This is a genomic window from Paenibacillus sp. IHBB 3054 (assembly GCF_051594305.1).
GTDB lineage: Bacteria > Bacillota > Bacilli > Paenibacillales > Paenibacillaceae > Paenibacillus_AQ.
Genome location: NZ_JBOFBG010000023.1, coordinates 91,307 through 105,873 on the forward strand (window position 1 = coordinate 91,307; position 14,567 = coordinate 105,873).

The following is a 14,567-nucleotide window of genomic DNA, read 5'->3' on the forward strand; positions in this document are numbered from 1 at the left end:
ATGCTGCGGGAGCAGCCGCCTAGGAGGTTACGAACATGAACGGTTATACATACAGGTTGCATCCTGACGCTGCGAGCCGTGAACGCATTCGGGGAACCACCCGATATACGCGGGCAGAGCTTATGGACATGACGACCTTTCAGCTTCGCAACATTTGCTACAAAGAACGGATGGTAGAAGGGCTGGGTCCGCAGACGGACCGCGAAGAGTTGATCCGGATTATCCTGAAATTTCTGGGAGCGGATGATGTACTATGTATCGGCCGTGTGCATAAGGGCGGGTTCGAACGGATTCAGCAGGCGATCAACCGCCATATGACCTCGCCGCTAAGCAGTGATGGCGGGATTAGTGTTCCCGCCCGTCTGATTCTGTACGAAGGGCTTAAGGTGGACAGGCTGGACCGCTACATCGTTACTGCAGCGGGAGGGCTTACGGACTCCAATGTACTGCTGGTGAACGAAAGTATGGAGCTGTGCGGGATTTTCAATCTGGAGCAGGATGAAGCCGTGCCGGGCACCTTCTACTTAACCGCTGACAGTGGAGCGAGATGGGAGCGAAGCAGGAACCGCCAGTACAGTCTATTGTTTTTCCGCAAGCGTGACTCGGAGTATTTGTACAAGATTTATTATTCGGACAAGCCGCTGCCGCCTGTTAACATTCAATATACCAAAATTCCGCTAGCCCATCTGGACATCCGTGAGCTGGAACAGACGCAAGCCGTGCTTGCCATCGATTTTGGCACCTCCAATACGACGGCGGGTGCTTATTTGCATAGAGGCTATATTCAGGAACCCAGCAGCCAGGACCTGCTGAACGGACGTGTCCGCCTGGAAGAGATTAATTATGTGACCTTTCCGGATACAACCTTTAAGAATACGGACTGGATTGAAGTGCTCCCGACAGCAGTCAGCATCGCAGATTGCTCGGAACCCGGCAATATCCTGTACGAATTCGGATATGAAGCGCTGAAGAGCATGCGCAGGGGGGGCTACAGCAGCCGGGCCAGTGTCTTCCGCGGCATCAAGCGTTGGATCAGCGATTACAGTAAACAGGAGGAAGTAGTAGATGCCCAGGGCAATGCAGCTGTAGTGACGCGTCTGGACATTGTGCGTGCCTACCTTGAACATGTAATTCTGACGGCGGAGCACCAGTTCAAATGCAGGTTCAAACGGCTGCATCTGTCTGCTCCTGTGAAGATGAAGGCCCAGTTCCTTGAGATGTTCAGCGAGATTCTGCCCGAATATGAAATTGAGAGCGAGCATGCCCTCGATGAAGGAATGTCAGTGCTCTACAACACGATTGCCGACGGTATCGAACGCAATGCCTTTATGGAGGGCGTGCCGTATCAAGCTCTGGTAATTGATTGCGGCGGGGGCACAACCGACCTTTCCTCCTGCCGCTTTACTGTGGAAGACGGACAGATTGCTTACAAGCTGGACATCCACACCACCTACGAGAATGGGGATACCAATTTCGGCGGCAATAATATCACTTACAGAATTATGCAGTTCATGAAGATCGTCTTCGCGGATTATTACTCCGGACGGCGGGCCGCAACCGATATTGACAGCCTGATTGCAGCACCGGGGGCGGATGTGTTCCGCCAGGTCGATGAAGCGGGAGTCCAGAGTGTATATGCGGAACTCGATCGGCGGTATTTGGAGGCGGAGCAGATTATTCCTACAGCCTACGCCCACCGGGAACATCGTTCACGGGACGAATATTTGCGGGTCCGCGGGAATTTTCATTTCCTCTGGGAGATTGCTGAAGAGATGAAGCAGCAATTCTTCCGCAAGACCGGCATGCTCCGCAACCGATTCCACTCCGCCATTGAGGACGGACAGGACAGCGATTTGCAGATTACCACGATGGAGCGCTGGTTCCTGTCCGTGGTGCGGAACGGCGAACTCCGTGATGAATTTGAATTTCCGGATGTGGTCTTTAACATCAAGGAGATCACCCAGCTCATCAAGGCGGATATTTATGACGTAGTCCGCAAGTTCCTGGAGGAGTTCTACCGGGAGGGAAGGCTCGGCCAGTATTCGATGATCAAGCTGACGGGCCAGTCCTGCCGGATTGATGTTTTCCGGGAAGCGCTGAAGGAGTTCGTGCCGGGGCGCAGTATAGAATTCCGCCAGAAACCGGCGGAAGGCCGTGTTCCTGATCTGAAGCTGGCTTGTCTGCGGGGAGCGATCCGCTATCTCAGTGCCAGAAAGACGGGGACAATTCAGGCGGAAATCACCCATGAGGCGGCGGTCATTCCTTATACGGTCAGCGCGTATACCCACAACCTCCGGCAGAAGGTATTGATTAACAGTCTGGAGCGGAGTGACGGTCTGCCCGGCAGTATTTCCCGGCCGTTCGAGACGGCCGAGGTCGAGCTGTATGTGAGCGGCAGCGACGGGACCCTGCTGCAGAAATGTGTATACGTCAATCGTAAGGAGAATTACGAGCAGGTAGTTTATGAGGATATCCAGTCCCGCTTTGGTACGAAGATTCCACAGGACGATACGGACTCCATTATGAACGGGGAGACGAAGTTCTTCGTGTTCGCGGATCATTCGCATTGGGGTTTCCATGTACTGCCTGTCTCCCGCCGTGATGAGCAATTGCTGCTGGGTCACAAAAGGCTGTTCGCCTATGAGAATGAATCATCGGAACTGGACTTTTTTGATGGACTGAAGTAAAGAGGCAAGTCTGGGAAAGGAGCGCCGCAAATGTTCACCTATACTTACCCTGAGTTTCATAAGGGACGGATTCTAAAGATCCGTATGCTTGAGGATCTGCGTGATTTCCCCCGGCAGTTTTGGGAGCTGTATTACAGGGATTATGCAGATGGAATTGTGTCTGGGGCAGAGGTGGAGGTACACGCCGAACGGTTATCGGTAAGCCCCGGCATATTACTGTATGAGGGACGGCTCTATATGATGACGGAGCCGGCGGAAATTGCTTATAAGGCCACAGGTCAAGAAACTGTTCTGAAGCTCCGGTTCACAGCGCTGGAGACAGGTCATGACCTGTCTCTGGGGCGGAGCTCGCTTGCACTGGAAGATGCGGCGTCCGGGACCGGTTCCCATGAGATGGAGCTCGCCCGCTTCAAGCTGAAGGAAGGGGCCAGATTGCGCAAGGATTATCAGAGCTTCGCGGATCTGGCCACCGAATACAATACGCTCCAGGTGCTGCAGGTTCCCTATGCGGCTCCCGGTGCCAGCACCCTTCCTCCGGCTGTGCTTCAGGACTATGCTCAGCGGCTTATGCGTACCGGTACACCGGATCCGCATGATGTGATGTTCGGCATGCTGTGTATGAATGAAGGTGTCATCACCCGGAGTGTTATCCTGCATTATATTGCGAGCCGGCTGGGACAGGAATACCGGGATTATCCGAGCCTGCAGATTCACCGCTATCTGGACCGGATTCTCTCGAATGCACGCGGGGGACAGGGACATAAGGGGCAAGCTCACGGGGGGATGCAGCGGATGCTGGTGGATTAAAGCGGCTGCGCATCAATCGATTAATGGAAGGATGGGGAGAAGATGGAGCATTGGGATGAGAAGATTGTGTCCATGCTTAATGGCAAGACAGGCGGACAGCCTGCGGATAATTACGGAGTGATTCCGGAAGAGGCTGGACCGGATTTAACCGCACCGGTGGTGCAGATTGGAGATGAGCCGCATACCTTTGTGGAAACTGAGCTGCTGGACGGTGCCATGCGCATGCTGCTCCCGCAGACCTTTAAGCTCATGAGTAAAGAGATGGCCAAGCGGAAATATCCTTCTGAGCATCGGCCCGGCGTTATATATACGACTTCCAATGCCAGAATTAACATTGCCGTCAATCACACCATGAACCCGCTGCCGGAGGAAGAGCTGTCCGATTTCAAGAAGGCCATGATCCAGATGCTGCGCCGGACGCAGAAGCTGACGAAATGGTATGGGGACAATGAGTTCAGCATCAACGGCAAACCGGTTGCCACTTGTGAATTTTTGACCCCGGCGGTCAATGCCAATCTGTATAATCTGATTCTGTTCGCTTCACTTGAGGATCGGGCGCTGATGTGTACTTTTAACTGTACGGACGAGGAGCTTGAGGACTGGAAGCCGATTGCACTGGCCATGATGAAATCCATTCAGTTCATTCCACAGGAAGAAGGAGACGAGTCTCATGAGTGAACCAGCTTTGTCTTACGATAATCTGCGGGTTAGCCCGTTTGAACTGGTCAGTCTGCAGGAGTTAACCATTACGAAGCAAATGAATGAGCACACCTATGTGAAATTCACCGGTATTGTGGATGAAGAGAAGAAGGACAGCTATGTCCGGTTGAGCTCATCAAATACAGTGGTGGAGATCACCCAGGTGAATGAAGAAGGCGGCAGCTGGGTGCTGTTCAGCGGACTCATTCTGAATTTGAGTGTGTCGGTGAACCGCGGGGTCCACATTCTTGAAGTGGAGGGGGTCTCCCATACCCATGAGCTGGACATCCGCAAGAAAAGCCGTTCCTTCCAGAACCACAGCATGACTTACCCGCAGCTTCTGGATCAGATCGCGGAGGGTTATTCAAATATTGATATCATGGACGCGGCAACGGATGGGGCGGCTATCGGCAAGTTCACGCTCCAGTATGAGGAGACAGACTGGCAGTTTCTGAAGCGGATCGCTTCACGTCTGCGTACCGGTCTAATGCCTGCATCGGTCTTTGATAGTCCTAAGTTTTATTTTGGCGTGTTCGATACCTCCTCGAAAGGCAAGCTGCAGGATTTTAACTACCGGGTTCGTAAAAGAATGGACAAATTCCGTTACACTACGCAGAATACGTCAGCCAAAGTAGGCGAGGATGATTTCATATATTATGAGGTCGAGACGGGCCGGGTACTGGATCTGGGCAATGCGATCGAATTCAAAGGCAAGCTGCTGTATGTATACGAAGCTTACACTGAAATGAAGAAGGGCCTGCTTCGTCACCGCTATATTTTAAGCTCGCGTCATGGACTTCGCCAGAACACTTTTTATAATGACAAAATCATCGGAGTTTCGCTGCAAGGCCAAGTGATCGGGATCAATAAGGACAAGCTCAAAATTCACCTCTATATCGATCCGGAGCAGCAGGCGGGAGAAGCGCATGACTTTCCATATTCATCTGTGTACACGGCAGAAGGCAACAGCGGCTGGTACGTCATGCCGGAGAAGGGCGATCATGTCCGGGTGTATTTTCCGGGGAACAAGGAGGAGGAAGGTGTAGCAACCAGCTCGGTGCGGCAGAATGCCGAAGAAGGCGAGAGCAACAAGCTGAGCAACCCTGACCATAAGTTCTTCCGCACACCGGCCGGCAAGGAGCTGAAGATGACCCCGGATGAGGTGATTGTGACCGGAAAGGACGGAAAGATCTTCATCCGGCTTAGTGAGGGCGGCGGGATCGAGATTATCAGCAGCCAGCTGATTAAGCTCAATGCTAAGGAAGATATTATGATTAACGCGGATAAAAGCATTGTCATTTCCGCCAAAGATCAGCTCAGCCTGACCTGCAAGGGCAGCAGTCTGAAGATGGACGGCACGACCGCTTTAAGCGGAACTGAAGTACGTACGAACTAAGCAAAGATATGCAGATAACATCCTATGAACAACGGTTTAGTTCCTTTGGGAAGAAAAACTAAAACTGGAGCAAGCGATAACAGGAGGGGAAACTGTTGGCTCAGACTGCCGTGATGGAGATGTTTATGGAAGAAATTGTGGGGCCGGTCCGTAACCGGGTACTGCTGCATTGGGAGCAGCTGTATCAGGCCAACCGCAAGCCGCTACAGGAGGCGTTCATCCGCCACTTTGACAAGCTGTGCCGGGAGGTGGCGGAGCTGCAGAGCATAGGAGAGAAGGGTGCTATCGGACATTTCACCTATTCGATGCTTCGGACCCGGCTGCAGGAAGGACACGGAGTCTATCTGGTGGAGGTTTCGGATGAGACGTGGCTGTTTGATCCCGCTTCTGTGGCGGGTGAGTATGATGCTTCTTGGGCATTCGGCTACCTGGATGAGCTCCAGCTGCTGCTGGAGGAGGAAAGACAACGCCCGGGTTCCCCGTATGCCGGAGGTATCAGCCGTCCCGAACTGGAGAAGCTGCTGCTGCGTGAATCGCAGCATGGGCATCAATATGTTATTGCACTGCTCCGCTGGGCGATGCCGGAGGCGATGCTTACCGAGGGATTTCGTAAGCTGGAGCAATGCGGAATAGTTGAAGTGCGTGTGGGCGAGTATCTCGATATCAGCGAGTCTGTCTACCGCAAGGACAACGACCCTACGGATGAGACCGAGATTCGGAAATGGCTGGCTGAGCGGATCGAAGGTGCTTACGGATACGGCGCGCTGGAGCGGCTGGATCTGGCAGGCGGAGATTACAGTGAAATGGATTTTCGTTATTCTGCCTTTCGCGAGAGCACTTTTGGCGGTAGCAGCTTCGCAGAGAGCAATCTGGTGGGTACGGTCTGGGAAGGCTGTGATTTGACGGATACGGAATGGAATCAGGGATGGCTGCACGGTGCAAGCTTCAAGAATTGTCGTCTGGTGGGGGCATTATTTCATCGGGTGGAGGCGGACTGCGGGCTTCCTGATCCAGAGAACTGGGAGATTCCGGGCTTCCATGAAGTATCCTTTGCCGGAGCAGACTTAAGCGAGGCTGAATTTGTTCTGGCCAAGCTGCAGGGGGCCAGATTCACGGGGGCGAAGCTGACCGGAGCGATCCTTGGATGGTGCGATCTGACCGATGCGGATTTCCGGGGAGCTGATCTACGTGGAACGAACTTCTCAGGCTCCTGCTTAATGGGAGCGCAGATGGATACGGGCGCGTGCAGCTTGCTCAGCGAACGTCCGGAAATGCCGGAACTTCCGTTCACGGAAGAAGCCATTATGGATTGGCTGAAGGAGGAACATCAACAATGAGAAACGACTGGTTCCAGCTCTCACAGGATATGCGTGTGCGGGGGGCACTTGAACCGCGTGGTGTAAAAGAAGCCATCCGTCCGGAATGGCTGAAGGGGGAGGATTTACGGGAACTGGAGCGGTCCAATCTGCATTTTGAGCTGAAGCCCAGTCACCAGCCGGTGGCGGTGGACCTCATTGAGCGGCCTTATCCGCTGTGGTCTGATCCTCTGAAGCAGCTCCTTCAGACCTTTGCCCCGCGTCTGATCTTCCGTCTGGCCGGACTAATGGATGCCGAACGAGAGCAGCTGTACCCCTATTGGTTCCTGGTTCCACCGCAGCTTGCCTGTCTGCACGAAGACAGCCAGTTCGACAGCAGCGGCCGCCTCACCCGGCTGAAGGTGGATGCGGACTGCTTGCAGACCTGCGGCTGGCCGATTGTCCAGGCCGTGGATAATCGGCTGCACGAGAATGTGTTCCTGATCAACCTCGCACTTGCGGAAGCCATTTTGCGCAGAGACTTTACCGGGTTATGTATGCAGCGGGTAGAGGTGACAACAGCGGAGTCGATGTTATGAGATAAATGGAAGTCGTTAATTATAGCACTTCAACTGACATAGGCAGTTGAATTTAGGAGGGGAATCTCTATGGCAGAAATCAAAGGAATAACGAGACCGGATGTTGTGGAACAGGACGGAGGAGGGGCAGAGCCGAGCTACGTGGTTGCCGGGGCAATCTTAAGCTGTACATGCGGAACTCAGCTGAATCGCTTGAAAATCCCTTATAGCCACGGCGTACACCTGAAAGAAAAAGCACAGCTGAATGTGGAGGACAAGAACCCGATGATCCACATTATGCCATTCGGGAATTGTACCAGCTTATTGAACCCGGCTGTCCAGATCGGGAAACTCGATATTGAAGGGCGGAAGAAGGCGCCGTGTGTTCCGGGGATTTCGACTTCGTGGATGGACGGAAAAACAGATGTGCTTGTGGATGGACATCCCGCGCTGCTCAGCACATGTGTGAACCAGTGTGTTTATGGGGGACGAATTGTGATCGAGGATGACGGTCAGGAGCTTGGGGGATCGAGCCTGGAGGGGACGACGAGCGGGTTCGGCGGGGCCATCCGGTAATGTAAAGGAGAGGAGTGAGACAATGGGCATTGTGGAAGCCGCAACAGGCACATGGAACCTCAAGTGCCATTCGCCCTATCCCGTGCACAGCATCCAGAGCATACATATGGAGCGGAAGGCAGGCGGACATGCACGCTTGTTCCTGACCGCTGTTCTTCCCGAAGAACAACAGGACCGGGAAATCGATATGACCGCAAACGGGGAGAATATCTCCCTGATCGAGACCGGTGAACGGGGCCAAGAAATACGCAAGCTGTTTCAGGGGATCATCCAGGAGGTTGGCGTCCGGGATGTTCAGGGGGTATACATCCTGGAACTGGAGGCCGTCTCCTATTCGTATCTGCTGGACATCGAACCGCGAATTCGTTCGTTTCAGCATAGCGAGATGGAATGTGAGGACGTGATCCGCCAGGTCTTATCGGCCTATCCGAAGTCCGACCTTATCGACTACGTGAGCAGCGGCACGAAGCTGGGAGGGCTGACGGTACAGTACCGCGAGACGGATTGGCAGTTCCTGCGGCGAATCGCTTCCCGGTTCGGAGCGGTGGTGATCCCGGAGGTGACGGCGGATGCGCCGAAGCTGTATTTTGGTGTCCCGGATGGCGGATATCATGAACTCAAGGATCAGAATTATACAGTAACAAGAGATTTGCACGCGCTGAAGATGTCCTGGTCGGTGGGAGCCGCAGACGTAAAAGAAGCAGACTTCACCTCTTACCGGGTAGAGACGCGGCGCTGGTTCGGACTCGGAGATACCGTACAATTTCAAGGACAGGAGCTGCGGGTAGCAGCAGCAGAGAGCAGGCTTATACAGGGAATGCTCATACATACGTATACCCTCAGTCCCCACAGCGGGATCCGGGAGAATGAAATCCGCAACGATGAACTGGCAGGAGCTTCGCTGGAAGGCAAGATCTTGGCGGTCACGAAGGATACCGTAAAAGTACATCTGAACGTGGATGCGACCCAAGCGGAGAATGAAGCGAGCTGGATGCCGTACTCCGCGGTCTATGCGAGTGACGGTGGAGGTTTCTACTGCATGCCGCAAGCGGGAGATTCGGTGCAGGTGTATTTCGGAAGCGGGCGTGAACAAGACGCGTTCGCGATGGGATCGGTGAGGCGGGGCAGCAGTCCGTCACCGAAGACCGCGGATCCGGCGACCAAGAGCTGGGGAACGAACTTCGGGAAAGAGATGCGGATGACTGATGCGGAGATGTCGCTGATCGCGACAGAAGGTAGCCTGTTCATCACGCTGGACGACGGAGGCATCTCGATCACGAGTAACAGCGGTATCCAGATGAACACCGTGCAGGATTTGGTACTAGACAGCGAGAAGAGTATAGAGATCGAAGCGAAGGAAATTCTGTTCCTGCAATGCGGAGACAGCAGTCTGGTGCTGGACGGGATGTCGGACCTGCGGGGAAGCAGCCTAACGATGAATGGCATCATAAAGCTGCCCGTGCAGGTCGAAGACCTGGAGCCGCAATACGAAGCCCCGTTCGTGAGCGAAGTGGCCGTGCCGGAAGAGCCCGCTCCTGAAGAGCAACCGAAGAAGAAAAAAGGCTTCTGGAGTAAGGTGCTGGATGTAAGCCAGACGGTGCTGGATGTGGCGGGCCTGATCCCGGGCGTTGGGGAGATCGCGGATTTGGCGAATGCGGGGATCTATGCGCTGCGCGGGGATTATGTGAATGCAAGCCTTTCATTAGCAGCGACAGTGCCTGGTGCAGGTTGGGCAGTAACAGGAACTAAACTGTTTGTGAATAGTAAGAAATTCATGAAAGCGGCAAATGTGGTGGGGAAGGCGACGAAAGCTGTAGGCAAAATAGCGGACAAAGGAGCGGATGTCGCAAGGGCAATCGGAAAAATAGCGGATAATGCGGGGGAGGCGCTGAATGCCGGTCTAGGGAAAGTGCTGACGCAAGCGAAGAAGCTGGCAAGCAATGTAAGTACGTTTGATCTAGCCGGGAAGCTGAAGAGCGGCATGAATACCATCCTGACGAATTCGTCCAATTTGAAAAAAGTGTTGCAAAAGAACGTGTCCGCGCTGGATGAAATGTGGACGGGATGGAAGCAGCAGGTCAAACAAGAAGTGAAGAAAACAGCAGATCAAGTAATGGATCAGGTATCCGATACAATGACCCGGATGAGGAACGGTCTGTCCGGTCCACAAAAAGCACTGGATGGCCCCTCTGATTTTTCATTCAGCAAATCAAATAAATCTCTTCCACAAAATAGCCAGCAGAAGAATTTCTGGAGTGAGATGGAGGCAGGCAAAGAGGAATTAGCGAAGAAGATGCCTGGGGGGACGGGGAAAGGTGATAATGTAAAATTAAACAAAAACGGTTTGACTCCAGAACAAGAGAAGTATCATAGACAAAGAATAGATGAAGCAAAAGCACGTGGAGATCAGAAGGCTGCGGATAAAGCTAGATATGAACGTTACCTTGAGAAAGTGAAAAATAAAGGTGAAAAACCTTTAGATCGAAAAGATTGGGATACTCTCAATGAAAGTCTAAGAAAGAACAGGGTGCGTGGAAGAGAAGAAGAAATAAAAGGTAGAAAGGCTTTGGAAGAGCAACTTGATCGTAAATTAGCTGATAATAATGCCGACGAAGTTGTTACGTATACATCTAGTGAAGGTCATGTTACACGCCCAGACAGTATAGGGCGTAATGATAGGGGCGAAATTGATTTAGTTCATGACCACAAACACAAAGCAGGTGGAGAAGATCAAATTGTTCATAATGACAGCCAAATTAGAGCTGAAAGAGAAATGCTTCAAGACAAAAACGGTAGCCATTATGTAACTATATCAAGTGACAAACCTGACTTAAATGCTATTCCTCCTAAGCCAAGACCAAGTGGACCTTTAGGAAACAAAAGTGATGTCTACTATACTGATCCAAAGATAGGGAAAGTGACTCATAAATGGGAACCTAATCCGTTATTACCTGGCGGTGGTAGATGGAAAAAGCTATAAAAACATTATCATATAATCTTATTCTTGCAGCAGGAGGATATGCAATGAAGCCTGATTTATTTTCAATTACAATGTATCCCATGGTATCTTTAAACAAAGAAGAGATATTAAGTGATATTTTGGATGTGTTTGAGTCAAATGAAAAATTTGCTCCTACTCATTGGGGCAATAGTGAGATGGTAAGGGTTGAATATAATCGTAATGAGATTCTTGAAAAAGTAACTTTAGAGCGTAGGGTATCTGAAATTCATCTTCATCGTGATAATACAGTAAAATATACGGGGAGCTTTGAAGTTAACTGGAGCACACGCTCATTTTTGAAGTTTGATTTTCATAAATCTATGCCTCCAAAAATGTGGCCAGCTTTTTTTGAGTTATCTGATCGGATCGCAGAAATTGTAAAACCATGTTACGGAGTAACACATATTTTTTGGCCGTCATCATATCCTTGGAATACCGAGCGTGAACGTCTAAATATGTGGATGGATATATGTTCTTATCCTGTGCCGGTTAGATATCTTCCAAATGGCCCCTTAGGGATAGGGGCTAGAACATACTTTAGTGGTCATATTTTGGAAATGTTTGATGGAGAATTATTGCTAAATAGCCCGGGAGTTGTATCAAAACTTAACTGGGGTGGTATTTGTATCGATATTTTGAATGGGAAATTAGAAACTGATAATAGCACATTACTTGATAGCTGGTTGAATGTAATGAAATATTTGGAATCAGCCCAAGTGATGGCTATTCCAAGTTTTGATGAGGATCGCATGGGTGTGTCGTTCCGACCTAATGCTGCTTGGGAGGATTACCTTAAAAGATAAAATTTTGCTAGGAGGTGGTGGGAAAAATGGACGAGAATAAAGATGATAGAACAAAAGTTATAGAAATGTTAAATAAATACAAATGCAGTGGTGAGGTTATTGATGGATTGAACATGAGTGACATGGACCTCACATTTTTAGACCTGTCAGAAGTTATGGCAGATGGTATCATTGCAAAAAGGGTCATGTTAAGAGCATCCTCTTTAATTAGAGCGTCGTTTTTAGATTGTGATTTTGAAACGGCTGATTTTAGAAGCTGCAATTTAGAGGGGATTGACATGGCTGATTGTGTGCTTAGTGGAGCAAACTTCCAAAGAGCAAATATGAAATATGCAAAAATGAATATAAGTATGTGCTTAGAAACTTGTCTTGACGAAGTCGATTTTTCCCATGGTGAACTAATTGGATCAACTTTAATCAATGCTATCGTTCGTAATGCAAATTTATCTGGGATCAATGCTAAACAAGCAAGTTTCTCTAGTGCAAATTTAAGCAGCGCTAATCTCACAGAGGGTAATTTTGAAGGAACTAATTTTATTAGTGCAAATTTATCTGAAGTAGATGCTAGAAATGCTAACTTTGCAAGTGCAGACTTAACAGGAGCTACCCTTTGTAATGGGATTTTTACAGGAGTTGATTTTACGGGTACCAAACTTGATAACGTAGTTTGGAAGGGAGCGAATGTGGAAGGGGCTAAGTTTGACAAAAGTGTTAAGGAACAAGTAATAAAGATGATCTAGTGATCTGCTTGGAGTTTTACGTAAATTAGACGAACAAACATAGTTACTTAGAAGGCTTATTCCAACTTGACTGGCGAGAAGGAATGAGCCTTTTAGCATGTATAAAATCAGATAGCATTAGGTCATATAGTTATCGAATGAATTACTTAATCACTACTGACGAACTTAACCATAGAGATGCAGGGGCAAAGATAGAGAATATCTTAATACGCAAAGTCCATGGTCATGATGGTACATTAAAGGACTTGTGCAACAACTCCCAAAACTTTTGAGGAATTCTTAATTGACTTATTGGGAGGGTAGCTTTTTTTATATGTGGTCAGATAAAATTTCTTGGAGACAAGAGGCTTCTGTGTATTTCAATGTGTAAAGGAATTACTAGAAGAGTTTGGGGGAACAAAGTAACGCGTACTCCAAGAAAGAAGGAACTATAGAGGTCCTTCCATTTTATTCCTTGAAACTGCAATAGGTGATATATTGGAAAACGAAGATTTTTTAGAGTTCGAGTATTGGTTTGCGGAACCACTTGTAGTTATTGGAGAGGCATATCGACGTAAAATGAATATGCCTATCGAAAAAATTAAAAATAACGAGCTTCGAGGAATGGAAGTGATGATAGTATGTTGTTAGATAAATATAAAAAAATGACAGATGAAGAGTTTAAGAGTTTAACAGATGAAGAATTTAACGAATATATAAAATTGAAGAAAGAAGATCTTCCTAGACATCATCGTAAAATAGAAGAAATCGCGATTGATGTCGTTTCGACCCCAGAAGAAGCAATTGAAATCGCAAAAAAGTACCATCAAGAACATGAATTGGATGGGACGGTTAATGAGCAAATAGAAAGTTTATTTTTTGACGAAGCCTATACGTTTAAAGTAGATTTAGAAAATAGAGAGAATGATGATATTCGACCTGCTTGGAGAGTTACTGTAGATTTACCACCAAATCCATTTTTGTTTGAAGATTATACTATAATTGTATCAGACCGAGATAAAGCGGTAATGGGGATGTTAGATCCTAATGGACATCCAGTATCAGAAGGTAACGAGTTCACTGATGAAGATATAGAGTATATTATGAGTGGTGAAGACCTAGAAGATGATGAGGAATAATATTGAAATCATTTTTAATCCTATTATTTTATTTTTTAAGTAGTGATTGTAGTGGGTAGGTATAGAAGGAACTCATTATCAAACAATACCACATGTTTGGAAAGTATAAGGTTAATAACGTAAGAGCGTACTTAGAACAGGGGACTATGGTCAGATACCACCATGGTTGACCTGTTTTTATTATCTTTGTTTTCTCACAGTTTTTGAAATCGATCGCAACTTAACGAATAGATATCTCGATGGATATTGTACAGAAATAAATTACCATCCTTCCTTAGTAGAGTTTAAGATTATTAATAAGAGGACAGGCAATGTTGTAAATAATACCGATCGTGTATTTAGAGACAATGGTGTTTATAAAATTAATTTCAAGAAGAATTCAAAAATATTAAAATTGTTAGAGTTTAAATGAAGAATTAACAGATAAGAGGAGTTGTATTTGATGAATAATATTAAAAAGAAATACTTGGGAGAAGACAATATTGATTCATTTTTAATGTTCCTAAAGGGTCATTATAGTAACGAACTTAAACCTTGTGATGAAAATGACATGATGCTAATAACACAATTAGCAGATAACAAAAAATTGCCTGAAGCATATTTGAAGTTTATGGAATGCGCTGGCAGAGGTTATGTGATGTTCAGTGGTTCGGATTATAGTATTAGGAATATGGAGAGATTTAAAGGATTTAAAGAAGGAGCATTGGAGCTATTAGAAGAATGTAATTTTAATAAAAGAATCGGTGATAATCAATTTGTTTTTATGGGGCACCAAGGATATATGTATTGGTTGTTCAATCTTGATGATGGAGACAATCCTTCCGTCTATTTTTTTGAAGAAAGCTATGATGAGTCATACACTCAAAA

Annotated in this window: 12 protein-coding genes; all 12 read left to right on the forward strand. The window is 48.3% G+C overall.

Translation table 11 applies throughout. The features are described 5' to 3' along the window. Positions 1-35 precede the first annotated feature (35 nt). Entirely contained in the window at positions 36-2,687 is a 2,652-nt protein-coding gene (locus ACQ76X_RS22615; RefSeq protein ID WP_438496013.1) for a molecular chaperone, read from the forward strand. A gap of 30 nt (positions 2,688-2,717) precedes the next feature. Further along, on the forward strand, positions 2,718-3,494 hold the full coding sequence (locus ACQ76X_RS22620) for a DNA and RNA helicase (protein WP_438496014.1): 777 nt from the start codon (positions 2,718-2,720) through the stop codon (positions 3,492-3,494). A gap of 42 nt (positions 3,495-3,536) precedes the next feature. Next, positions 3,537-4,172, forward strand: a complete 636-nt coding sequence (locus tag ACQ76X_RS22625; protein ID WP_438496015.1) for a hypothetical protein — start codon at positions 3,537-3,539, stop codon at positions 4,170-4,172. Continuing rightward, positions 4,165-5,589, forward strand: coding sequence for a hypothetical protein (locus tag ACQ76X_RS22630; protein ID WP_438496016.1), 1,425 nt, complete (start codon positions 4,165-4,167; stop codon positions 5,587-5,589). Before ACQ76X_RS22625 ends, ACQ76X_RS22630 begins: the two co-directional genes overlap by 8 nt. 95 nt (positions 5,590-5,684) lie before the next feature. Then, positions 5,685-6,926: a pentapeptide repeat-containing protein gene (locus tag ACQ76X_RS22635; RefSeq protein ID WP_438496017.1), complete on the forward strand. Its 1,242-nt coding sequence runs from the start codon at positions 5,685-5,687 to the stop codon at positions 6,924-6,926. Beyond that, on the forward strand, positions 6,923-7,483 hold the full coding sequence (locus tag ACQ76X_RS22640) for a hypothetical protein (RefSeq protein ID WP_438496018.1): 561 nt from the start codon (positions 6,923-6,925) through the stop codon (positions 7,481-7,483). Before ACQ76X_RS22635 ends, ACQ76X_RS22640 begins: the two co-directional genes overlap by 4 nt. Before the next feature lie 69 nt (positions 7,484-7,552). Then, complete coding sequence (locus tag ACQ76X_RS22645; RefSeq protein ID WP_341378056.1) at positions 7,553-8,038, forward strand: DUF4280 domain-containing protein; 486 nt, start codon at positions 7,553-7,555, stop codon at positions 8,036-8,038. Between the two features lie 22 nt (positions 8,039-8,060). Further along, positions 8,061-11,018 carry a phage baseplate assembly protein V gene (locus ACQ76X_RS22650; RefSeq protein ID WP_438496019.1) on the forward strand — a complete coding sequence of 986 codons (2,958 nt, stop codon included), beginning with the start codon at positions 8,061-8,063 and terminating at the stop codon, positions 11,016-11,018. 44 nt (positions 11,019-11,062) lie between these two features. After that, positions 11,063-11,842, forward strand: a complete 780-nt coding sequence (locus ACQ76X_RS22655; protein ID WP_438496025.1) for a hypothetical protein — start codon at positions 11,063-11,065, stop codon at positions 11,840-11,842. A gap of 26 nt (positions 11,843-11,868) precedes the next feature. Further along, on the forward strand, positions 11,869-12,582 hold the full coding sequence (locus ACQ76X_RS22660; protein WP_438496020.1) for a pentapeptide repeat-containing protein: 714 nt from the start codon (positions 11,869-11,871) through the stop codon (positions 12,580-12,582). A gap of 620 nt (positions 12,583-13,202) precedes the next feature. Further along, complete coding sequence (locus ACQ76X_RS22665; protein WP_438496021.1) at positions 13,203-13,700, forward strand: hypothetical protein; 498 nt, start codon at positions 13,203-13,205, stop codon at positions 13,698-13,700. A 442-nt stretch (positions 13,701-14,142) separates the two neighbouring features. After that, positions 14,143-14,567: SMI1/KNR4 family protein (locus ACQ76X_RS22670; RefSeq protein WP_438496022.1), on the forward strand; the 425-nt coding region annotated here is incomplete at its 3' end.

What these genes read in the sequence shown, in the direction of transcription:
- ACQ76X_RS22615 (WP_438496013.1), top strand. Translation starts at nt 36, where the DNA reads ATGAACGGTTATACATACAGGTTGCATCCTGACGCTGCGAGCCGTGAA.
- ACQ76X_RS22620 (WP_438496014.1), top strand. Translation starts at nt 2,718, where the DNA reads ATGTTCACCTATACTTACCCTGAGTTTCATAAGGGACGGATTCTAAAG.
- ACQ76X_RS22625 (WP_438496015.1), top strand. Translation starts at nt 3,537, where the DNA reads ATGGAGCATTGGGATGAGAAGATTGTGTCCATGCTTAATGGCAAGACA.
- ACQ76X_RS22630 (WP_438496016.1), top strand. Translation starts at nt 4,165, where the DNA reads ATGAGTGAACCAGCTTTGTCTTACGATAATCTGCGGGTTAGCCCGTTT.
- ACQ76X_RS22640 (WP_438496018.1), top strand. Translation starts at nt 6,923, where the DNA reads ATGAGAAACGACTGGTTCCAGCTCTCACAGGATATGCGTGTGCGGGGG.
- ACQ76X_RS22645 (WP_341378056.1), top strand. Translation starts at nt 7,553, where the DNA reads ATGGCAGAAATCAAAGGAATAACGAGACCGGATGTTGTGGAACAGGAC.
- ACQ76X_RS22650 (WP_438496019.1), top strand. Translation starts at nt 8,061, where the DNA reads ATGGGCATTGTGGAAGCCGCAACAGGCACATGGAACCTCAAGTGCCAT.
- ACQ76X_RS22655 (WP_438496025.1), top strand. Translation starts at nt 11,063, where the DNA reads ATGAAGCCTGATTTATTTTCAATTACAATGTATCCCATGGTATCTTTA.
- ACQ76X_RS22660 (WP_438496020.1), top strand. Translation starts at nt 11,869, where the DNA reads ATGGACGAGAATAAAGATGATAGAACAAAAGTTATAGAAATGTTAAAT.
- ACQ76X_RS22665 (WP_438496021.1), top strand. Translation starts at nt 13,203, where the DNA reads ATGTTGTTAGATAAATATAAAAAAATGACAGATGAAGAGTTTAAGAGT.